Source organism: Lentzea waywayandensis, assembly GCF_900115955.1.
Classification (GTDB): Bacteria; Actinomycetota; Actinomycetes; order Mycobacteriales; family Pseudonocardiaceae; genus Lentzea; species Lentzea waywayandensis.
This window is the reverse complement of the sequence record NZ_FOYL01000010.1, coordinates 264,768-285,551: the sequence shown is the minus strand read 5'-3', so window position 1 is coordinate 285,551 and position 20,784 is coordinate 264,768. Positions and strand designations below refer to the sequence as shown.

The window sequence follows — 20,784 nt, the reverse complement described above, 5'->3', positions numbered from 1 at the left end:
GCCGAGCCAGACGACTTCGCGCAGTGGCCTGAGTTGGACCGCGGCGCGACGGTGAGCTGGTACGACGGGCGGGTCGTCGTTGACTGGGACGACCGGGTCGTCGGCACTGAGCTGGAGGCAGGGCCTGGGCTGGAGCCACCGCCAAGGACGCCCTGCTCAACGTGGTCGAGCCCTGGCCGGAGGCGTACGGCGCCCGCCTGCTCACCGAGAAGTGGCCGGTCAGCGTGCTCGCGCTCGGCCGGTTCTGGTTCGAAAATCGCGTGCGGCAATCAAAGCCCGGCAATAGCGTGAAGCCAGTGACCGACGCTTCCGCGCTGCTCAGCGCATTCGACACCCAGGCCCGCTCCGCCGAGTGGGAGGCGTATCCCGACGCCGTGCAGGACTCGGAGGTGTACCGGGTCGCCTGGGACCACCGCCGCGGTTTCGTCTCAGGCCCGCCCAACCTCCGCCTCGCCGGCGCCGAGCTGGACGCGGTGATCGCACGCCAGCGCGACTTCTTCGCCGCGCGCGGCCAGTCCGTCGAGTGGAAGACCTGGGGTCACGACAAGCCCGCTGACCTGCCGCAACGGCTGGAAGCGGCCGGGTTCGTCTCCGAGGGTCGCGAGACCGTGCTCATCGGGCTCGCCGAGGAGATGACGGGGCCGGTCCACCTCGACGACGAGATCGTCCTGCGCGAGACCAAGGACGAGGCCGACCTGCACCGGATGGCCGCCACGGCCACCGAGGTGTTCGAGCGCGACAGCAGCTGGCTCGTCGACTACCTGCTGGAGAAGAAGGACGACCCCAACACGGTCGTCGTGGTCGCGGAGGCCGGCGGTCAGGTCGTGTCGTCCGCGCGGCTGGAGATCGTGCCGGGCACCGAGTTCGGCGGGCTCTGGGGTGGCGGCACGCTCGCGCCGTGGCGGGGTAAGGGCATCTACCGCGCACTCGTGGCGCATCGGGCGCGTGTCGCGATCGAACGAGGAGTGAAGTACCTGCAGGTCGATGCGACGGAGGACAGCAGGCCGATCCTGGAACGCCTCGGGTTCGTCGTGGTGACCACGGCCACCGGCTACGTCTGGCAGCCGTGACACGTCCGCCCGCGTGAGACCGTCTGCCCAAGTGAGACGGTGCGGGTATCGTGGAAGCACGTGCGGTTCATCGAAGGGCATCGACCCTCTTACGACCTGACCTATGACGACGTCTTCCTCATTCCCGGCCGTAGCGCCGTGGAGTCGCGGTTCGGCGTCGACCTCTCCACCTCGGACGGCACCGGGGCCACCATCCCGATCGTCGTCGCGAACATGACGGCCGTGGCCGGGCGGCGGATGGCGGAGACCATCGCGCGGCGGGGCGGGCTCGTCGTCATCCCGCAGGACGTGCCCACCGAGGCCGTCGCGGAGATCATCGCGTGGGTCAAGGAGCGGCATCCCGTCTGGGACACCCCGTTGACGCTCACGACGCGTGATGCCGTGGCGGACGCGTGGAACCTGTTGCACAAGCGGGCGCACGGGGCTGTTGTCGTCGTGGATGACGGTGGACGGCCTCTGGGCGTTGTCGACGAGGCCGCGCTCACGGGCGTGGACAGGTTCGCGCGCCTTGGCGATGTCATGAACACCGATGTGCTGAAGCTGTCGCTCGACTCGCGGCCTCAGGACGTGTTCGACGAGCTTCACCACAGCGCGCACAAGGTCGCGCTGGGTGTGGACGAGTCGTTGCGGCTCAGGGGCGTGCTGACCGAACTGACGGCGCTCAGGGCCGAGGTCTACAAGCCCGCGACGGACGACGACGGGAAGTTGCGGGTCGCGGCCGCGGTCGGGGTCAACGGGGACGTGCGGGCCAAGGCCGAGGCGTTGATCAAGGCCGGGGTGGACGTGCTGGTCGTGGACACGGCGCACGGGCATCAGGAGAAGATGATCGCGGCGCTCAGGGCCGTGAAGGAAGCGAACCCGAGCGTGCCGGTCGCGGCGGGCAACGTCGTCACCGCGGAGGGTGTGCGGGACCTGGTCGAGGCCGGCGCGGACATCATCAAGGTCGGTGTCGGGCCCGGCGCCATGTGCACCACGCGGATGATGACCGGGGTGGGGCGGCCGCAGTTCAGCGCCGTCGCGGAGTGCGCCGCTGAGGCACGGAAGCTCGGCAAGCACGTGTGGGCCGACGGTGGCGTGCGGCATCCGCGTGACGTGGCGCTGGCGTTGGCCGCAGGGGCCAGCAGCGTCATGGTCGGCAGCTGGTTCGCGGGGACGTACGAGTCGCCGGGGGACCTGCAGCGGGACGAGCGCGGGAACCTCTACAAAGAATCCTTCGGAATGGCGTCGAAGCGCGCTGTGACGGCACGGACGCGGGGCGACAACGCGTTCGAGAGGGCCAAGAAGGGGCTGTTCGAAGAGGGCATCTCCACGTCGAAAATGCGGTTGGACCCGGTGCGCCCGAGCGTGGAGGATCTGCTCGATGCGATAACGTCCGGCGTTCGCTCGGCCTGCACGTATGCCGGTGCGAACTCGCTGGAGGAATTCCACGACAAGGCTGTGCTCGGCATCCAGTCCGCCGCTGGATTCGCGGAGGGAAGGCCGTTGCCAGGGGGATGGTGAAAAAGTGGACGAAGCGGTCTCGGTAAGAGATCTCCGCAAAGTCTATAAAACGGGACAAAAGCCTGCGGTGGACGGATTGAGCTTCGACGTCCGCCGCGGCGAGGTCTTCGGATTGCTCGGACCCAACGGCGCGGGCAAGACGACCACGGTCGGTGTCCTCACCACGCGCGTCCGCCCCACCTCGGGGCAGGCGTTCGTGGAGGGCGTCGACGTGGTGGCCGACTCCAAGCGTGCACGGCAGCTGCTCGCGGTCGTGCCGCAGCGCAACAACCTCGACCGGTCGCTCAACGCGCGGCAGAACCTGTTGTTCCACGCGGCGTATCACGGCATCGGCCCGAAGGAACGTCAGAAGCTCGCCGACGACATCCTCGAGCGGATGGGCCTCAAGGACCATCAGAACGCGCTCGTCGACACGTTGTCCGGCGGTCAGGCGCAACGGCTGATGATCGCCCGTGCGCTGATGCACCGCCCCAAGGTGCTGTTCCTCGACGAACCGAGCACCGGACTCGACCCGCAGGCCAGGCTCTTCGTCCACGAACGCGTCGCCGCACTGCACGCGGACGGCGTCACGGTCGTGCTGACCACGCACGACATGGACGAGGCCACGAAGCTGTGCGACCGCGTCGGCATCGTCGACCACGGCAAGCTGCTCACCCTGGACACCCCGAGCGAGCTCACGAAGAGCCTGCCCGGCAGCAACACGGTCAGCGTCACGGTGAGCCCGAACGGCAGCGAGCCCGCCAAGATCACCCAAGGACTGTCTGAAGTGGACGGTGTGCAGCGGGTGGAGGACCTGAACGACATGTTCCGCGTCTACACCGACAGCGACACCGCGATCACGTTGCCCGCCGTGCTGAACGTCCTGCGGGACCTCGACGTCACGGTCAGCGACGTCGCGATCGGCAAGCCCAGCCTGGAAGACGTCTTCATCCACCTGACCGGCAGGGAGCTTCGGTGAGCCAACTCAGGACGTTCCAGGCGATCCTGTGGCGCGACGTCTTCGTCACGGGCCGCGAGCTGCCGAGCTTCCTCGCGCAGGTGATCATCCAGCCGTTCTTCATCCTCTTCATCTTCGCGAAGGTGCTGGGGGACATCGGCTACGTGCAGGACGACTTCGCCCAGGTGTTGTTACCCGGCATCATCGCGATGAACGGGTTCCTGGGCGCGCTGCAGAACACGACGCTGCCGCTGGTGCTGGACTTCTCCTGGACGCGGGAGATCGAGGACCGGCTGCTCGCGCCGATCTCGATTCCGCTCGTCGCGGTGGAGAAGATCGTGTTCGGCGCGATCCGCGGGTTCTTCGCGGCCGTGCTGATGGTGCCCGTCGGGTTCGTGATGCTCGACGTGTCGTGGGAGTGGGCGGGGATTCCCGGCGCCCTGCTGGTGATCATCCTCGGCTGCCTCGCCGGTGGCGCGGTCGGCCTCGTCATCGGCACGTCCGTGCCGGCGCGCCGGGTCAACGTGATGTTCGCGGTGATCCTCACCCCGATCCTGTTCACGGGTTCCGCCCAGTTCCCGTGGCGGTCGCTGAGCGACGATCTGCTGTGGTTCAAGGTGGTCTGCGCGCTCAACCCGCTGACGTACGTGAGCGAGGGCATGCGCGCCGAACTGGTGCCGGCCGTGCCGCACATCCCGTTGCCGATCGTGCTGCTAGTGCTCGTCGTCGCGATCGCCGGCTTCGGCGGACTCGGCCTGCGCGGCTTCATGAAACGGGCCCTGGACTAAGCCCTGGAAGCAGAGAACGGCCCCGCGCAACGAAAGCTGCGCGGGGCCGTTCTCCGTCACGGCACTACGAGGCGTAGTCCTCCAGCATCTCGGTGACGAGGGCCGCGATCGGCGAACGCTCCGAGCGGGTCAGCGTGACGTGAGCGAAGAGCGGGTGGCCCTTCAGCTTCTCGATCACCGCCGCCACGCCGTCGTGCCGGCCGACCCGCAGGTTGTCGCGCTGCGCCACGTCGTGCGTCAGCACCACCCGCGAGTTGCTGCCCAGACGCGACAGCACGGTCAGCAACACGTTGCGCTCCAACGACTGCGCCTCGTCCACGATCACGAAGGAGTCGTGCAGCGAGCGGCCGCGGATGTGGGTGAGGGGCAGGACCTCGAGCATCCCGCGGTCCATCACCTCTTCCACCACCGCCTGGCTCACCAGCGCGCCGAGGGTGTCGAACACCGCCTGCGCCCACGGCCCCATCTTCTCGTTCTCGCTACCCGGCAGGTAGCCGAGCTCCTGGCCACCGACCGCGTACAGCGGCCGGAACACCACGACCTTGCGGTGCTGCCTTCGCTCCATCACGGCTTCGAGACCGGCGCACAGCGCCAGTGCCGACTTGCCGGTGCCCGCACGCCCGCCCAGCGAGACGATGCCGACCTCGGAGTCCAGCAGCAGATCCAGTGCGATCCGCTGTTCGGCGGACCTCCCGTGCAGTCCGAACGCCTCCCGATCTCCGCGCACCAGCTTGATCTGCTTGTCCGCGGTCACCCGGCCCAGCGCACTCGAGGTGCCCGCCAGCAACCGGATTCCGGTGTGGCAGGGCAGTTCCGCGATGTGCTCCAGGTCCTCGTACTGGGTGGGGTCGACGACGTTCTCCTTGAACAGGGTGTCCACGAGGGACTGCGGGACGTCCATGTCGGACATTCCCGTCCAGCCTGACAGGGTGACGTCGTGCGCCCGGTACTCCTCCGCCTGCAGGCCGACCGATCCGGCCTTGACCCGCAGCGGCATGTCCTTCGTCACCAGGGTGACGTTGCGCCCCTCAGCAGCGAGGTTGAGGGAGCACGCGAGGATTCGGGCGTCGTTGGAGTCCGTTCGGAAACCTGATGGCAACACCTCCGGGTCGGAGTGGTTGAGCTCGACGTGCAAGGTGCCTCCCAGATCCCCGATGGGGATCGGCGAATCGAGGCGACCATGCCGCAAGCGCAGGTCGTCGAGCAGTCGCAGGGCTTCCCTCGCGAACCAGCCCAGTTCGGGGTGGTGGCGCTTGCCCTCCAGCTCGCTGATCACCACGAGCGGGAGCACGACCTCGTGCTCCGCGAACCGGGTGGCGGCGAGAGGATCGGACAGCAGTACCGACGTGTCCAGCACATATGTCGTGATGGCTGGGGCGGCGGACTTGCGCCGGGAGGAAGAACTGCGCGATGAGCCTGAGGAACGGCTCGCGGGACGTCGTGCGTTCACGGCAACTCCCTCACGAACGCGGCACCCGCGTCCGCTCCTCGCTGGGCCAGGCACCACCCTGATTGATCGTCTTGCCCTCCGCCGGTGTGGCGTCAGGCAGGTCGACCACGAGGGCCGGGTGCCGGCCCCCTCGCGACTTTTTCTGCCACGATCAGAGCCTCCCTGCGCGGTCCGCAGTGGTCGCGTCCCGCCGCTTTCGAAGTTACCTGTGGAAGTGCCCCATCTGCACGAAGCCACACAGGTGAATCCGAATTCGTCATCTGCCCGCAAACATCCCGAAACGTGACCACAACCGTGTTTCCGCTGGTCAGATGCTGTTCTCGTGGGTGTTGTGCGCCAGCCACGACACACCGTCCCTGACCTGGGATTCGAGTGATTTCGGCACGAGCGGCTCGTCGAGAAGCCTCAGATAGCGGGAATCGAGCGACTCGCCGGGCGCGCGGACGTCGAGCCAGGCCCGCACGAGACGCACGCCTTCGACGTACGTCGTGGTGTACGCGCGCCACAGCGGGTCGGCCAGAAAACGGACCATTTGCCGTGCGCGCCGGTCGGGGACTAGCAGCCACCTGCGCAGATGCGCAACCACGTCATCCTGATCCGCACCACGATCGTGTAGCAGCAGGGCGGCGTCCTGCCGCACCGTGAGCAGGCCCGATGCCGCCGACTCGACCTTTTCGGACAGTGCGCCGTCCATTCGCAACCCGAGGTCGCCGAGGATCTGCTCCGTCCAGACGCCCCAGCCGGGCCCGACCGCGGCGTGCAGGCCGAGGTCCGCCATGCCCTCGGCCATCAGGCACTGCGGCGTGTTGATCAGGAAGATCGACTGCTCCGCGTGGCCGCGCTTGGCGACCAGGCCCGCCTCCTTGCGGCAGTGCTCGGTGTGGTGGCCCGGATAGGACTCGTGCGCGACCAGGTGCGGCAGGTTCGACATGCGGTGGCCCATGTCGGCGTTGATCGCGACCCTGCTGCGGTAGCCGCCGAGGTAGTAGTTGAAGCCGCTCCACGGCTTGTTCGTGACGACCTGGTACTCCACGATCTCCTGCTCGGGCAGCGCGTACTTCTGGCGCACCCGGTCCCGCAGAGCGCTCGACAGGGCCTGTACGACGCCCTGGAGCCTGCGTGCGGGCACCTCGTCGTCCTCGCGGAAGTCGGCGAGGCGGTCGGCGAGCGAACCCGGCCCTTCGAGCACCGCGCTGAGGTTGCGGTGGGCCTGCGCGTACGAGTCCTCGTCGCCGGGGCGGATGCGGACCTGGAAGTACTGCTGGACCTCGTCGACGAACGAGATGTGCTCGCCGTCGAGCTTGCGCGCGGTGCACTCCAGTGCCGTCAGATGGGCGTCGAGGAACTGTTTGCGCTGCTCAGTGAGGTCGCTGCCGGGTATCTCCCTGCGCAGCAGGCGCGCGTGGTCTCCCAGTGCCCTGGGGTGCAGGCGCGGCTCGTTGTCGACGGCGCGGCTCAAAGCCGGGTCGCCGGTGAACGAGTCGACGAACCCGGACACCAGGCGCCCGAGGCGCAGCCCCAGCACCAGGTAGCCGCGCACCAGCTCGTTGGCGTCCATGAGTCGGAGAGCGTAGAGCGTCTACCACAGCGCCTTACTCGCGACCGAATCGTGAATCGACGACCACCTGATCGGGGAATGTTGTTGATCTTGACGTCACACAATGGGGTCACGCGGGCGGCCATTCGAGATCAATGCCTATAGCGTTTCCGCCCGGAGACCCCACCGCTCCGGAGATCCCCGAAGACTCCGGAAATGACGGGGATAACCCGACATGAAGGAGAATCACATGAAGAAGGCTTGTGCCGTGGTTGCCGCTGCAGCCGCGCTGTCGCTCGCGTTCGCCCCGGCCGCGATGGCCGGCGAGGGCCACGGTCACGGTGGACACCACTGGAAGAACGGCCCCCTGCTGCTTCTGCTGAACGGCAACAACCTCAACGGCACCATCGGCGCCTGCGGCAACAACGTCGGCGTGCTGGGTGGCGCTGTGCCGATCAACTCGCCGTCGATCACCGAGACGTGCGCCGCCGGCGGCATCGTCGACGAGGGCTGATCTCCCTTTAGTTCCACGTCTGGGGGCGTCATTTCTGGCGCCCCCAGACGCGTTTTTCCAGTTTTAGACCTTCATGAGGAGAAAAATCGTGCTGAAGAAGGCTGCCGCCGCTCTCGGTGTCGCTGCTGCGTTCGTTGCCGTCGGTTCCCCCGCGATGGCCGCTCCCGGCCACCACTGGGTCAACGAGCCGCTGCTGATCGTCGGTAACGCCAACAACCTGAACGGCGTTGTCGGTGCGTGTGGCAACAACGTCGCGGTGCTCGGTGGAGCGGTTCCGGTGAACTCGCCCTCCATCACCGAGACCTGCGCCGCCGGCGGCATCGAGGACGGCGACGACTTCGGCCACTACCACGGCTGATCGTCATCAGGTTGAAAGAAGGGGCGCCCACCGTCGCGGTGGGCGCCCCTTCTGCTGTTCTCAGCTGTTCTCAGCCGCCGTACCTGCGGTGACGCTTGGCGTACTCGCGCATGGCCCGCAGGAAGTCGGTGCGCCGGAAACCGGGCCAGTAGGCCTCGCAGAACCAGAACTCCGAGTGCGCCGACTGCCAGAGCATGAAGCCGGAGAGCCGCTGCTCACCGGACGTGCGGATGATCAGGTCGGGATCGGGCTGCCCGGACGTGTAGAGGTGCTCCGCGATGTGGTCGACGTCGAGGACCTCGGCCAGTTCCTCGATGGTGCCGCCGCGCTCGGCGTGCGACTGCAGGAGCTTCCGGACGGCGTCCGCGATCTCCTGCCGGCCGCCGTACGCGACGGCGACGTTGACCTGGATGCCCGTGCGGTTCTTGGTCTTGTTCGCGGCGTTGGTGAGGCGCTCGGCGTGCTCCCTGGGCAGCATGTCGATCGCGCCGACGTGCCGGACCCGCCACGGCCTGCCGTCCTCGGCCAGTTCGTCGGTGATGTCCGCGATGATGTCGAGCAACGGCGCCAGCTCGTCGATGTCGCGGTTGAGGTTGTCGGTGCTCAGCATCCAGAGGGTGACGACCTCCACTTTGGCGTCACCACACCAGTCGAGCAGCTCGAGGATCTTGCGAGCGCCGGCCCTGTGCCCGTGCGCGACATCGGTGAACCCGGCTTCCCTGGCCCACCTGCGGTTGCCGTCGAGAACCACGCCGACGTGCTTGGGCACCTGCGTGTTCGCGCTGAGCTCGCGGCGGAGGATCCACTCGTAGAAGTGGATAGCGACGTCTTTCACACGGGTGCGGAGTGCCACGTCCGAACAGCGTACGCCGTGCAACGTTCATCACTGAGTCGCGGTAGGAAACCTACGGTCGCGTAACCTAGGACCCTGTGACCTCTGCGACCACTCCTTCTCAGCCCGGACTGCGGCCGCGCCTGCGTGGATGGCTGCACTTCTGGTCGTTCATCGCCTCGGTGGCGACAGGCGCGACACTGATCGCTCTAGCGGCGTCCACGGTGTCCGCGCGCGCTGCCCTGGCCACGTCCGTCTACGGCCTGACCGTCCTGGGCCTCTTCGGCGTCTCGGCGCTGTACCACCGCGTGACGTGGAAGTCCGACCGCGTGCGCACGTGGATGAAGCGCATGGACCACTCGATGATCTTCGTGTTCATCGCGGGCACCTACACGCCGTTCGCGCTGCTGGCGATGGATCCCGGGACCGGGAGCACCGTGCTCTGGGTCGTGTGGATCGGCGCTCTGCTGGGCGTGACTTTGAAGCTGGCCTGGCCGCACGCGCCGCGGTGGCTCGGGGTGCCGATCTACATCGCCCTGGGCTGGGTGGCCGTGTTCGTGCTGCCCGAGTTGTTGCACCACGCCGGGGTTGCTGCCCTGGTGCTGTTGCTGGTGGGTGGGGCGCTCTACACCGTTGGTGCGGTGTTCTACGCGACTCGGTGGCCCAATCCCTGGCCGCAGGTGTTCGGGTATCACGAGTTCTTCCACGCGGCGACCGTGGTGGCGGCGATCTGCCACTACATCGCCATCTGGCTCGCGATGTACTCCTAGCCTCACGTCTGAGCCCGGTGCCGGGAGCCCCGGCACCGGAACCCTTGTGCGTCAGCGGCCGCCGCGCGCCATGTGCAGCACGTCGAGCGCCGCGTCCAGCTGCTCCTCGGTGAGCTTGCCCGGCACGTGGCCGCGCTCCAGCACCACCTCGCGGATGGTCTTGCGTTCCTTCAACGACTGCTTGGCGATCGACGCCGCCTCCTCGTAGCCGATGTAGCGGTTCAGCGGCGTGACGATCGACGGGGACGACTCGGCGTACTCGCGCATCTGCTCGGCCTGGGCCTCGGTGCCGGCGAGGACCTTGTCCGCCAGGAGGCGGGCGACGGCGGCGAGCAGGCGGGACGACTCCAGGACGTTGCGGGCGATGACCGGCAGCATCACGTTCAGCTGGAAGTTGCCCTGCGAGCCGGCGAACGCGACGGTGGCGTCGTTGCCGATGACCTGGGCCACGACCATCATCGTGGCTTCGGAGATCACCGGGTTGACCTTGCCCGGCATGATCGAGCTGCCCGGCTGGAGGTCGGGGAGGGCGAGTTCACCGAGGCCGGTGCGGGGGCCCGAGCCGAGCCAGCGGAGGTCGTTGGCGATCTTGAACAACGCGACGGCGGTGGCGCGGAGCTGGCCGGAGATCTCGACGACGCCGTCCTGGGTGGCCTGGGCCTCGAAGTGGTCGCGGGCCTCCACCAGTGGGAGGTCGGTCGCGGCGGCCAGTTCTGACGCCACCAGGGCGCCGAACTCCGCGGGGGCGTTCAGGCCGCTGCCGACCGCGGTGCCGCCGATCGGCAGTTCCGCCAGGCGCGGGATCGAGGACTGCAGGCGTTCGACGGAGTAGCGGACCTGGGCCGCCCAGGCGCCCGCCTCCTGGCCCAGCGTGATCGGCACGGCGTCCATGAGGTGCGTGCGGCCGGACTTGACCAGGTCGGACCACTCGGAGGCGCGTGACTCCAGGACGCCCAGCAGGTGCGACAGCGATGGGATCACGTCGGTCACCACGGCCTCGGTGGCGGCCACGCGCAGGGTCGTCGGGAAGGTGTCGTTGGACGACTGCGAGGCGTTGACGTGGTCGTTCGGGTGGATGTCGCGGCCGAGCGCACGCGTGGCCAGGGTGGCGATGACCTCGTTGGCGTTCATGTTCGAGGACGTGCCGGAACCTGTCTGGAAGACGTCGACCGGGAAGTGGGCGTCCCACTGGCCGGCGGCCACCTCGTCGGCCGCCGTGGCGATGGCCGAGGCCAGGTCCGCGTCGAGAACGCCGAGCTGAGCGTTCGCTCGGGCCGCCGCCGCCTTGAGCAGGCCCAGGGCTCTGATCTGGGCGCGTTCCAGGCCTCGACCGGAAATCGGGAAGTTCTCGACCGCGCGTTGTGTTTGGGCGCGCCACAATGCGTCGACCGGCACGCGGACCTCACCCATCGTGTCGTGCTCGACGCGGTACTCCTGTTCAGACATACCTCCGAGTCTCTATCGTCGATCACAGCACTGCCACCCACCACTGGCAGAAGGGCACCACTCATGGAGCGTGACGTCGACCTCCTCATCGTGGGAGCTGGTCCCACGGGGTTGTTCGCCGCTTACTACGCCGGCTTCCGGGAAATGAACGTCGCAGTGGTCGACGCTCTGCCAGAACCGGGCGGCCAGGTCACCGCGATGTATCCGGAGAAGATGATTTTCGACGTGGCCGGGTTCCCCGCTGTCAGGGGACGCGACCTCGTCAACGGCCTGGTGGAGCAGGCGGGGCAGTTCAAGCCGAACTACCTGCTCGGCCGCCAGGCACGCACCTGTGAGTCCACTGAGGACGGTCTGCGGGTCGGGCTCGCGGACGGTACCTCGATCACCACCAGGGCCGTGCTGATCACGGCGGGCATGGGCGAGTTCAACCCGCGCCCGCTGCCCGCCGGCGACGGCTGGCTCGGGCGGGGCATGGTCCACTTCGTGCCGGTGCTGGCCGAGCACGCCGGGCAGCACGTGGTGATCGTGGGCGGTGGCGACTCGGCGTTCGACTGGGCGCTGGCGCTGCATCCGATCGCCGCGAGCGTCAAGATCGTGCATCGCAGGGCCAACTTCCGCGCCCACGCCGCCACCGTGCGGCAGGTGCGGGAGCTCGGGGTCGAGATCATCACCGACGCCGAGGTGCTGGCGCTGCGCGGCGAGCCACTGTCCGAAGTGGACATCAAGGTCAAGGGTGGCGACGCGCGGACGTTGCCCGCGCAGACCGTGGTCGCGGCACTCGGGTTCACCGCCGACCTCGGGCCGATCGAGTCGTGGGGTCTCGAGCTCGATCACCGCGCCGTTCTCGTCGACTCCACGATGAAGACCAAGCTGGACAGGATCTACGCGGCGGGCGACGTCGCGCAGTACCCCGGCAAGGTCAAGCTCATCGCGACGGGGTTCGGGGAGGCGGCGACCGCGGTCAACAACATCGCGGTGGTGCTCAACCCGTCGGCGCACCTGTTCCCCGGGCACTCCAGCGACGGCAGCTGACCCCGCGCGGAGGCCTGACCGGAAGCGGTCAGGCCTCCGGCAGCGGTGCGGGGTCGTGCTTGGCCAGGTGCTGGAAGATGATCGACGTGCGGAAGCCGACGATCTCCTTGCGCTGACTGAGCCTGTCGACCAGGAACGCGTGCAGGTGCTCGTTGTCCTGGGCGCCCACGTGGATCACGAAGTCGTCGCTGCCCGCCATCACGAACACCGCCGTCACCTCGGGCAGCCCGACGGTGAACGCCTTGAAGGCGTCGATCACGGCCCGGCTCAGCGGGCGCACCTGCACCGACACCAGCGCCTGCACGCCCCGGTTCAACGCGGACGGGGCGATGTCGGCGTGGTAGCCGCGGATCACGCCCCGCTCGCGCAGCAGGCGGGTGCGCTCCAGGCACGTCGACGGCGCCACACCCACCTTGCGGGCGATGTCGCGGTTCGACTGCCGGGCATCGCGCTGCAGTTCCCGCACGATCGCCGAATCAAGTTCGTCCATCTCGTTCCCCACGTCGCTGTGCCGAATAAAGTTCGGCGAAGCACATCGAGCACTGGAGTTCACCCTAACTTCGAGGTCAGAGCTTGGCCGAAGTTCGGGAGGGAACGCAGATGTGGGAGCACGAACAGCTCGTCGTCCGCACGGGGAGGCGGTCGGGGATGACCACCATGGTCGCCCTGCACTCGACCGAGGCGGGACCGGCGGTCGGCGGGTGCCGGATGAAGACGTACGCGCGGATCACCGACGCCATCACGGACGTGCTGCGGTTGTCCAAGGCCATGACGCTGAAGTGCGCGGTGGCCGGGATTCCGCACGGTGGCGCCAAGAGCGTGATCGTGGTCGACCGGGAGCTCACCCCGGAACTCAGGCGCGCGGTGCTGCTCGACCACGCCGACCTGATCAACGAGTTCGGCGGCGCCTACCAGGCGGGGCCGGACGTCGGGACGGGACCGGACGACATGCTGGTGCTCCGGGAACTGACGCCGCACGCCTACTGCCTGCCCGAGGAACACGGCGGTACGGGCTCGTCGAGCGGGCCTACGGCGCGAGGCGTGCTGGCGGCGTTGAAGGCGGCCTCGCGGCACGTCTTCGGGACGGACGACCTCACCGGCAGGAAAGTGGTGATCAGCGGGTTCGGCTCGGTGGGGGAGCTGATCGCGAAAGGACTCGGCGGTGCGGACATCACGGTGTCCGATGTGGACGAAAGCAGGCGAACGGGCGAGTTCGGCTGGGTGCACCCCGATGAGGCGTACCAGGTCAAGGCCGACGTGCTGATCCCCGCGGCGGTGGGCGGGGTGCTGAGCCCGGAGACCGTGCGGCACCTCGACGTCAGGCTGATCGTGGGACCCGCCAACAACCAGCTCACCGACGACGGTGTGGCCGGCCTGCTGGAGGAGCGCGGCATCGTCTGGGTGCCCGATCACGTCGCCAGTGCCGGCGGGGTGATCTACACGCTGGCCAGGGAGGACGACGGGGCCGACCACGAGACCGCGCTGAAGAGGGTCGACGGGATCGAGGCGACGGTCGAAAGGATGCTCCGGGCGCGAGGGTGAAGGCCTGACCGGTGGGCGGCCAGGCCTTCTGATGTCACCGCCGGCTAGGGCAGTACCTGCACCTGCTCGCCGACCATCAGGTTGTCGTAGAACACGAGCGACGCATCCATGGACATCCGGATGCACCCGTGCGACTGGACCGCGGTGTCACCCTGGTGGAACGCGATACCGGTCGTGGTGAAGTACACCGCGTTCGGCATCGGGCCGTTGTAGGGGACACTCCAGTCGTTCTTCACCTTGCGCAGCACCGAGAACATGCCCACCGGGGTCTCGTACCCCGGTTTGCCGTGGCTGATCGTCACCGGCCCGTAGCTCGTTTTGCCGTTGAAGACCAGCCACGCCTTGTTGGAGTGCTTCTCCAGGCATGCTCCGTTGTAGACGGTGCATCCCGCCTGCGCTTGCGCGGGAACTGCGAAACCGAGGATCAGGAGCACCGTCGCGATCAGAACTCGCATCTCTCATCACCCCTCAGTAGTGGAGTAGCCACCATGGGGTGATCTCAATCATCTTTCTATGGAAGAACCTGGACGCGCTCGCCGGGGAACAGGTTGTTGTAGAACACCTCGGACGCTTCCCAGGTGAGGCGGACGCAGCCGTGCGACTGGGAGTTCAGGTCGCCCTGGTGGAACGCGATGCCGTCGGTGGTGAAGTAGACGGCGTTGGGCATCGGGCCGTTGTAGGGGACGCTCCAGTCGTTCTTCACCTTGCGCAGCACGGGGAAGTTGCCGACGGGCGTGCCGAAGCCCGGTTTGCCGTGGCTGATCCGGACCGGGCCGTAGCTCGTCACGCCGTTGGTGACGAGCCACGCCAGGTTCGTGTGCTTCTGGACGCACGCTCCGTTGTGGACGGAGCAGCTAGCTGCTTGTGCGGGTGCCGCGAAACCAAGCAGGAACAAGGCCGTGACGGCCAGAACTCTCATGGTTGATGATCATGAGACCACCTGGACGGTGTCGCCAATCGAAAGGTTGGTGAAGTAGTACTGCGCCGACGGCGGGTCGAGGTGGATGCAGCCGTGCGACGGCACGGTCAGCGAGCCCTCGTGGAACGCGATGCCGCTCTCGGTGAAGTACGTCGACCACGGCATCGGCGCGTTGTACGGCCGGCTCCACTCGTCCTTCACCTTGCGCAGCACCGGGAAGTTGCCCAGCGGCGTCTCGAAGCCCTTGCGTCCGTGCGTGATCGGCGTCGGGCCGTAGACGATCTTGTCGCCCCGGACGACCCACGACTGGTTCGTGGAGAGCTGGATGCACGCGCCGTCGCTGATGGTGCACGGCGTCGGCTTCACGACGGGCGGAGGCGGCGGCGGGGGAGGAGGTGCCTCCGACGAGGTCGGCGGCGCGGAAGAGGGCGCCGAGGAAGGCGCCGAAGACGGTGGCGCTGTTGGAGTCTCGGCGTGCACGGCCCCCTGCGCGCACCCCGCCACCGACATCAACGCGACCGCCACGAGCAGCATCCTCATCGCGCACCCCCTGGTTGATCCATCCCTTGCCGAAGTAGACGACGGGAGGTGTGCTCAGGTTGCAACGCGAAGGTCCGCCTCCCGTAACGGTTGGGAGACGGACCTTCGGAATGCGTTTACCGGGTTACCGCGTCAGCGTCAGCTCACACGGTGCCGGCGTACTGGCTGATCCACGAGCGGAAGTACGGGACGTCCACGTAGATCGACGGAGCGGTCGCGCAGGTCGCGCCGCCACCGGAACGGCTGGTCGCGCCGATGAGCTCCCAGCGGCCGCCGACCGACTTCACCTGCGGGCCACCCGAGTCGCCGTAGCAGGCACCCTTGTTGCCACCGGTGTTGTTGGTGCAGATCTCCGAGGCGCCGGAGATGCCGGAGCAACGGCTGTCCGTCACGATCGAGGTGTTGAGCTCCTGCAGGGTGATCGGAGCGGAACCGCAGCCACGGGTCGGGCAGGTCTGGCCCCAGCCGATGATGCGGGTGGCGGTGCCGACAGCGCCGGACGAGGCCGACACGGCCGCGGGGGCCTGGCTGACCGAGGTGTTGAGCTGCACGAGCGCCAGGTCGGCGGACGGGTGCGTGACGATCCGGGACGCCCCGGTGGTGGTGCCGCCGCTGGTGCGGTTGGTCGTGCCGATCCGGGTGCGGATCGACGCCGCGGACGAGCCCTGGACGCAGTGCTTCGCCGTCACGACCCAGTTGGCCTTGATCAGCGTGCCGCCGCAGAAGTGGCTGCCGGAGGTGCTCTGCAGGGAGACCATCCAGGAGTAGACCTGCGTGGCGTTGGTGCCGCCGACGATCATCGGCGAGACTTCGCCGTCAGCGGTGGGAGCCGGAGCCGCGGTGGCCGCAGCGGCCGAGGCGAGCAGAGCGCCCGCGGCCACGACGATTGCGGAGAACAACGAACGTGCCCTCATCGTTGAGTTCCTTTCCTGAACCCGGCGCAGGGTTGCCGGGGTCAGGTCGGAAACTAAGGACGAAAGTGACTTGGTCACTAGGGTCACTCGGAGGGTGACCCTCCGTTAACGGTTCACAGATTCACACTGATCTACGGCATCGGCTGCTGCGCGGCCTCGGGCAGGTCGAAGTCCACCGAGGCGTATTCGCGCAGCTTGTGCAGGCTGTGGAAGCCGTCGATCATGCGCACGGTGCCGGACTTGGAGCGCATCACGATCGACTGGGTCGTGCAGCCGCCCGCCCGGTAGTGCACGCCGCGCAGGAGGTCGCCGTCGGTCACGCCGGTGGCGCAGAAGAAGACGTTGTCGCCCGACACGAGATCGTTCGTGGTGAGCACGCGCGACAGGTCGTGGCCCGCGCCGATCGCCTTCTCGCGCTCTTCGTCGTCCTTGGGCCACAACCGGCCCTGAATGGCCCCACCGACGCACTTGAGCGCCGCCGCCGCGATGATGCCCTCAGGGGTGCCGCCGATGCCCACGAGCATGTCCACGCCCGACGTGGGGCGTGCCGCGGCGATCGCGCCGGCCACGTCGCCGTCGGAGATGAAGTGGATGCGCGCGCCGGCCTGACGGACCTCCTGCACGATCTGCTCGTGCCGGGGCCGGTCGAGGATGCACACGTTCACGTCGGACACGTCGCTGTGCTTGGCCTTCGCGACGCGGCGGATGTTCTCCGCGAGCGGTGCGGTGATGTCGATGACGTCGGCCGCCTCCGGGCCCACGGCGAGCTTCTCCATGTAGAACACGGCGGACGGGTCGAACATCGCCCCGCGCTCGGCGACCGCCAGCACGGCCAGCGCGTTCGGCATGCCCTTGGCCATCAGCGTGGTGCCGTCGATCGGGTCGACCGCGACGTCGCAGTCGGGACCCTCGCCGTTGCCCACTTCCTCGCCGTTGAACAGCATGGGCGCCTCGTCCTTCTCGCCCTCGCCGATCACCACGACGCCCCGCATCGAGACGGTGTGGATGAGCTTGCGCATCGCGTCGACGGCCGCGCCGTCACCGCCGTTCTTGTCGCCGCGTCCCACCCACCGGCCCGCGGCCATCGCCGCTGCCTCGGTGACGCGCACGAGCTCCAATGCCAGGTTCCGGTCGGGGGCTTCGCGACGTCGTTCCGCGGGGGTGTTCACCATTGCGCGCCTCCATGCGACTACTCAGCGTGCCGGATTTTGTGATCGGCAGCTGAATCCTTGCACGGGATCACGCCTGCGAAACGTCCTCCTCGACCACAGCGAGAGCTGCATCGATTCGCTCACGCGCACCGGCGAGATGCTGCTCACACGTCTTGGCGAGCGCCTCACCGCGTTCCCACAACGCGAGTGAGTCCTCAAGGGACAGCCCGCCGGCCTCCAGCTTGCGGACCACCTCGACCAGTTCGTCGCGGGCGGCCTCGTAACCCGGTGAAGTTTCCTGCTGACTGGCTTCCGAACTCACGCGGATTGACTCCTCAGACGGCTCAGCACGGTCGCGACGGCCAGGTCGTAGCCGACCAGCGCCTCCGCGAACTCCTCGCCGTCACCCTCTCGCACCGCTTCGTCGATGAGCGCCTCGGCCTCCGCGACGCGCCGGTACTGCACCGTGCCGGCGGTGGCCTCGCTCAGGTCGTGCAACGTGAGGATCAGCGTGCGGCGGCTCGTGGTGTCGCAGTCGCCCACCATCGCCGTCCAGCACTCAGCGGCGGCGCGGTTCGCCGCCTCCGCCTTGGTCCGCAGTCCCGTCGCGCACTCGCCGGCCGCCTCCATGGTCAGGGGCAGGAACACGGCATCACGCATCATCGGTACCTCCCCCTTCCGAGTCGACCTCCGAGCTGGAGACAACCGCTCGCACTGCCCCGTCAACGACGCGTACCCGCAGCTGTGTTCCGCTTGGCGCGTCCGTCACAGAACGCAACACGCCGTCGGGCCCGTCAGGTGTGACGAGTTGCACAACGGCGTATCCGCGGGCCAGCGTGGCGGCTGGTCCGAGGGTCGTCAAGCGTGCTTTCGTCCCTGAGAGGTGGACGTCTTCCCGATCGAGTCGTTGCGTGACGGCCCTGCGTCCCTGGTCGCGAAAACGCTTCACTTCCTCGGAACGCCGTTCCAGCGGCCCGTGAGGATCCGAAAGTACTGGTCGGGAGCGCAGAGCGTCGAGCAGTTTGCGTTCTCGATCAACCCAGCCGTGCAGCGCGCGACGGCCGCGATCGCGCATCTGGCGGACGCGTTCACTCTCTTCAGCGACATCGGGAACCACCCGTTTGCCTGCGTCGGTCGGCGTCGAACAACGCACGTCAGCGACGTGGTCGAGCAGCGGGGTGTCCGGTTCGTGGCCGATCGCCGACAGCACCGGCGTGCGGCACGAGGAGACCGCGCGGCACAACGCCTCGTCGGAGAACGGCAGCAGGTCCTCCACGCTGCCGCCGCCGCGGGCGATGATGATCACATCGCACTCGGGGTCTCTCTCCAAAGTGGACAGTGCGGTCATCACCTGGGTGACGGCGGTCGGGCCCTGCACGGCGACGTTGATCACCCGGAAATGCGCGCCGGGCCAACGGTTCCGCGCGTTCGTGAGCACGTCCCGTTCCGCGGCCGACGCGCGGCCGGTGATCAGGCCGATCTTGTTCGGCAGGAACGGCGGCCTGCGCTTGCGCCGCGGGTCGAACAGGCCCTCGGCGTGCAGCAGCTTGCGCAACCGCTCCATGCGCGCCAGCAGCTCGCCGATGCCGACCGCGCGGATGTCGTCCGCCCGCAACGACAGCGTGCCCCGGTTCGGGTAGAAGCTGATCTTCCCGTGCGCGATCACCCTGCTGCCCTCGGTGAGCTGGAGCTCGCGGATCATCGAGGCGTTGCAGGTGATCGACATCGACATGTCGACGCTCGGGTCGCGCAGCGTCAGGAACGCCGTCGAGCTGCGCGCGTTGAGCTGCGTGACCTGGCCCTCGACCCAGACGTCGCCGAGCCGGTTGATCCAGTCGAGCAGCTTGCGGGCGACCGTCCGCACCGGCCAGGGGTTCTCCGGCGTGGATTTCGCTTCACTCACGACTGTGCTGGTTTATCTGGGCTGCTCACCGTTCGGATCCGGCGGTTGAGCATCCCCACGAACTCAGGCCGCGACTCGTGCGCCTTCTCGTAGCGCAGAAGTTCCTCGAGCTGCTCGACGTCGAGGTTGCGCAGGCGGGCGCGCAGCTGGGCGATCGACAGTTCGTCGTACATCGGCAGGAACTCGGGAACCTCGGCGATCGCGCGTTCCTCTTCCTCCCACGGGTCGTCGGCGGGAGTTTCCTGAGAAGTCGTGACGGGCGTCTCGTCCTCGTCGAACGTCGCCCACTCCGGTTCTTCCTCGGCCGGCCGCAGTCCAGAGAGGACGTCGTCGCCCTTGATGGCGAGTTCGGTCACATGCTGCTGCACGCGCATGGACAACTGCATCGCCTCGCTGACCACCGTCAACGGGAGTCCGGCGAGCTGCTGCGGCAGCTTGCGCGCCTGTTCGAGGGCGGTCACCGCGAGCCCGGCAGCGAGTCGGACCGGCAGCGGCAGTGGCTTCATGGGTCCTAGCCTGCCGCAACTGTGCGGCGAATGCCTAGGAACAGGCCTGGGTACCCTGGAGGCATGCCCAAGCGAGTCCTGTTGGCGAAGCCGCGTGGTTACTGCGCGGGCGTTGATCGTGCCGTGGAGACGGTCGAGCTCGCCCTCGAGAAGTACGGCGCGCCCGTGTACGTGCGCAAGGAGATCGTCCACAACAAGTACGTCGTGGAGACGCTGTCCGACCGCGGCGCCATCTTCGTCAACGAGACGGACGAGGTTCCTGAGGGCGCACTCGTGGTGTTCTCAGCGCACGGCGTGTCGCCCGCCGTCCACGAGGAGGCGGCGCAGCGGTCGTTGCGCACCATCGACGCCACCTGCCCGCTCGTGACGAAGGTCCACAAAGAAGCGGTGCGGTTCGCCAAGGAGGACTACGACATCCTCCTGATCGGCCACGAGGGTCACGAGGAGGTCGAGGGCACCGCCGGTGAGGCGCCGGACCACGTCAAGCTCGTCGACACCGCGGAGGACGCGGCCAAGGTCGAGGTCCGCGACCCGAACAAGGTGATCTGGCTGTCGCAGACCACGCTCTCGGTCGACGAGACCATGGTGCGGGTCCGGCAGCTCAAGGACCGCTTCCCCGATCTGCAGGACCCGCCCTCGGACGACATCTGCTACGCCACCTCGAACCGCCAGACCGCGGTGAAGACGATGGCGCCGTCGTGCGACCTGGTGCTTGTCGTGGGCTCGAAGAACTCCTCCAACTCGGTCCGGCTGGTCGAGGTCGCGCTCCAGCACGGCGCCAAGGCCTCCTACCTGATCGACTACGCCAAGGAGGTCGACCCGGCGTGGCTGGAAGGCGTCGAGACCGTCGGCGTCACGTCGGGCGCGTCGGTGCCGGACCTGCTGGTGATGGAGCTGCTGAAGTACCTGGAGACGCAGGGCTACGGCGAGGTCGAGGAGATCACCACGGCGAACGAGCGCATCACGTTCTCGTTGCCGCGTGAGCTCCGCAAGGACCTCGTGCGCTAGCGGCGTGGGGGCGGTGCCGCGAGGCACCCTGCTGAGCGTGGATTACCTCGCCGACGTTCCGCGTCAC

The 20,784-nt window shown here is 67.9% G+C and carries 24 protein-coding genes; 10 read left to right on the top strand and 14 right to left on the bottom strand.

Going from position 1 to position 20,784, the window contains the following annotated elements:
- Positions 1-161 precede the first annotated feature (161 nt).
- Genes BM417_RS32860 through BM417_RS32845 form a run of 4 tightly spaced genes read left to right on the top strand, consistent with a single transcriptional unit; the run spans position 162 to position 4,295 of the window.
- Positions 162-1,070 carry a GNAT family N-acetyltransferase gene (locus BM417_RS32860; protein ID WP_245822309.1) on the top strand — a complete coding sequence of 303 codons (909 nt, stop codon included), beginning with the start codon at positions 162-164 and terminating at the stop codon, positions 1,068-1,070.
- A gap of 60 nt (positions 1,071-1,130) precedes the next feature.
- Positions 1,131-2,570 (top strand): GuaB1 family IMP dehydrogenase-related protein, encoded by a 1,440-nt coding sequence (locus tag BM417_RS32855; RefSeq protein ID WP_093602572.1) that lies wholly within the window; start codon positions 1,131-1,133, stop codon positions 2,568-2,570.
- Between the two features lie 4 nt (positions 2,571-2,574).
- Positions 2,575-3,528: an ABC transporter ATP-binding protein gene (locus tag BM417_RS32850; RefSeq protein ID WP_093602570.1), complete on the top strand. Its 954-nt coding sequence runs from the start codon at positions 2,575-2,577 to the stop codon at positions 3,526-3,528.
- Positions 3,525-4,295 carry an ABC transporter permease gene (locus BM417_RS32845; protein WP_093602568.1) on the top strand — a complete coding sequence of 257 codons (771 nt, stop codon included), beginning with the start codon at positions 3,525-3,527 and terminating at the stop codon, positions 4,293-4,295. The genes BM417_RS32850 and BM417_RS32845 overlap by 4 nt, the downstream gene beginning before the upstream one ends.
- Positions 4,296-4,359: 64 nt before the next feature.
- Here the strand turns inward: BM417_RS32845 and BM417_RS32840 are convergent, their stop codons facing one another.
- Positions 4,360-5,664 (bottom strand): PhoH family protein, encoded by a 1,305-nt coding sequence (locus BM417_RS32840; RefSeq protein ID WP_407656190.1) that lies wholly within the window; start codon positions 5,662-5,664, stop codon positions 4,360-4,362.
- A gap of 388 nt (positions 5,665-6,052) precedes the next feature.
- Complete coding sequence (locus tag BM417_RS32835; protein ID WP_093602564.1) at positions 6,053-7,303, bottom strand: DUF885 domain-containing protein; 1,251 nt, start codon at positions 7,301-7,303, stop codon at positions 6,053-6,055.
- A gap of 229 nt (positions 7,304-7,532) precedes the next feature.
- Between BM417_RS32835 and BM417_RS32830 the strand changes: the two genes are divergently transcribed.
- Both BM417_RS32830 and BM417_RS32825 read left to right on the top strand, forming a co-directional pair.
- On the top strand, positions 7,533-7,796 hold the full coding sequence (locus BM417_RS32830) for a hypothetical protein (RefSeq protein ID WP_093602795.1): 264 nt from the start codon (positions 7,533-7,535) through the stop codon (positions 7,794-7,796).
- 88 nt (positions 7,797-7,884) lie between these two features.
- Positions 7,885-8,154 (top strand): hypothetical protein, encoded by a 270-nt coding sequence (locus tag BM417_RS32825; protein WP_093602562.1) that lies wholly within the window; start codon positions 7,885-7,887, stop codon positions 8,152-8,154.
- A 70-nt stretch (positions 8,155-8,224) separates the two neighbouring features.
- On the opposite strand, the gene BM417_RS32820 is transcribed toward BM417_RS32825, so the two are convergent.
- A complete protein-coding gene (locus BM417_RS32820) occupies positions 8,225-9,007 on the bottom strand; it encodes an isoprenyl transferase (protein WP_093602560.1) in 783 nt (260 codons plus the stop codon).
- A gap of 77 nt (positions 9,008-9,084) precedes the next feature.
- Here BM417_RS32820 and trhA point away from each other — a divergent pair, with 77 nt between their 5' ends.
- A complete protein-coding gene (gene trhA, locus BM417_RS32815; protein WP_093602558.1) occupies positions 9,085-9,756 on the top strand; it encodes a PAQR family membrane homeostasis protein TrhA in 672 nt (223 codons plus the stop codon).
- Between the two features lie 51 nt (positions 9,757-9,807).
- Here trhA and BM417_RS32810 read toward each other — a convergent pair whose 3' ends face one another.
- Positions 9,808-11,202, bottom strand: a complete 1,395-nt coding sequence (locus tag BM417_RS32810; RefSeq protein ID WP_093602556.1) for a class II fumarate hydratase — start codon at positions 11,200-11,202, stop codon at positions 9,808-9,810.
- A 63-nt stretch (positions 11,203-11,265) separates the two neighbouring features.
- Between BM417_RS32810 and BM417_RS32805 the strand changes: the two genes are divergently transcribed.
- Positions 11,266-12,234: an NAD(P)/FAD-dependent oxidoreductase gene (locus tag BM417_RS32805; protein WP_093602554.1), complete on the top strand. Its 969-nt coding sequence runs from the start codon at positions 11,266-11,268 to the stop codon at positions 12,232-12,234.
- Between the two features lie 28 nt (positions 12,235-12,262).
- Here the strand turns inward: BM417_RS32805 and BM417_RS32800 are convergent, their stop codons facing one another.
- A complete protein-coding gene (locus BM417_RS32800; RefSeq protein ID WP_093602793.1) occupies positions 12,263-12,724 on the bottom strand; it encodes an Lrp/AsnC family transcriptional regulator in 462 nt (153 codons plus the stop codon).
- A gap of 83 nt (positions 12,725-12,807) precedes the next feature.
- On the opposite strand from BM417_RS32800, the gene BM417_RS32795 reads away from it, so the two are divergent.
- Entirely contained in the window at positions 12,808-13,776 is a 969-nt protein-coding gene (locus BM417_RS32795) for a Glu/Leu/Phe/Val dehydrogenase dimerization domain-containing protein (RefSeq protein ID WP_245822308.1), read from the top strand.
- Positions 13,777-13,820: 44 nt separating this feature from the next.
- Here BM417_RS32795 and BM417_RS32790 read toward each other — a convergent pair whose 3' ends face one another.
- The 9 genes from BM417_RS32790 to BM417_RS32750 form a co-directional block, all read right to left on the bottom strand.
- The gene (locus BM417_RS32790; protein ID WP_093602550.1) at positions 13,821-14,231 is read right to left on the bottom strand and encodes a L,D-transpeptidase; all 411 of its coding nucleotides are present in this window, start codon (positions 14,229-14,231) and stop codon (positions 13,821-13,823) included.
- Positions 14,232-14,287: 56 nt separating this feature from the next.
- Positions 14,288-14,695, bottom strand: coding sequence for a L,D-transpeptidase (locus BM417_RS32785; protein ID WP_093602548.1), 408 nt, complete (start codon positions 14,693-14,695; stop codon positions 14,288-14,290).
- Positions 14,696-14,704: 9 nt separating this feature from the next.
- Positions 14,705-15,235, bottom strand: coding sequence for a L,D-transpeptidase (locus BM417_RS32780; RefSeq protein ID WP_245822307.1), 531 nt, complete (start codon positions 15,233-15,235; stop codon positions 14,705-14,707).
- Positions 15,236-15,378: 143 nt separating this feature from the next.
- The gene (locus BM417_RS32775; RefSeq protein ID WP_093602546.1) at positions 15,379-16,149 is read right to left on the bottom strand and encodes a S1 family peptidase; all 771 of its coding nucleotides are present in this window, start codon (positions 16,147-16,149) and stop codon (positions 15,379-15,381) included.
- 131 nt (positions 16,150-16,280) lie between these two features.
- Positions 16,281-17,321 carry a class II fructose-bisphosphatase gene (glpX, locus tag BM417_RS32770; RefSeq protein ID WP_093602544.1) on the bottom strand — a complete coding sequence of 347 codons (1,041 nt, stop codon included), beginning with the start codon at positions 17,319-17,321 and terminating at the stop codon, positions 16,281-16,283.
- Between the two features lie 67 nt (positions 17,322-17,388).
- Positions 17,389-17,622, bottom strand: a complete 234-nt coding sequence (locus BM417_RS32765) for an exodeoxyribonuclease VII small subunit (protein ID WP_093602542.1) — start codon at positions 17,620-17,622, stop codon at positions 17,389-17,391.
- Positions 17,619-17,963, bottom strand: a complete 345-nt coding sequence (locus tag BM417_RS32760; protein WP_245822306.1) for a sugar ABC transporter substrate-binding protein — start codon at positions 17,961-17,963, stop codon at positions 17,619-17,621. Before BM417_RS32760 ends, BM417_RS32765 begins: the two co-directional genes overlap by 4 nt.
- Positions 17,953-19,203, bottom strand: coding sequence for an exodeoxyribonuclease VII large subunit (xseA, locus tag BM417_RS32755; protein WP_093602540.1), 1,251 nt, complete (start codon positions 19,201-19,203; stop codon positions 17,953-17,955). Before xseA ends, BM417_RS32760 begins: the two co-directional genes overlap by 11 nt.
- A complete protein-coding gene (locus BM417_RS32750; RefSeq protein WP_093602538.1) occupies positions 19,200-19,709 on the bottom strand; it encodes a lipid droplet-associated protein in 510 nt (169 codons plus the stop codon). The genes xseA and BM417_RS32750 overlap by 4 nt, the downstream gene beginning before the upstream one ends.
- Positions 19,710-19,772: 63 nt before the next feature.
- On the opposite strand from BM417_RS32750, the gene BM417_RS32745 reads away from it, so the two are divergent.
- Entirely contained in the window at positions 19,773-20,717 is a 945-nt protein-coding gene (locus tag BM417_RS32745) for a 4-hydroxy-3-methylbut-2-enyl diphosphate reductase (RefSeq protein WP_177320716.1), read from the top strand.
- Positions 20,718-20,784 lie beyond the last annotated feature (67 nt).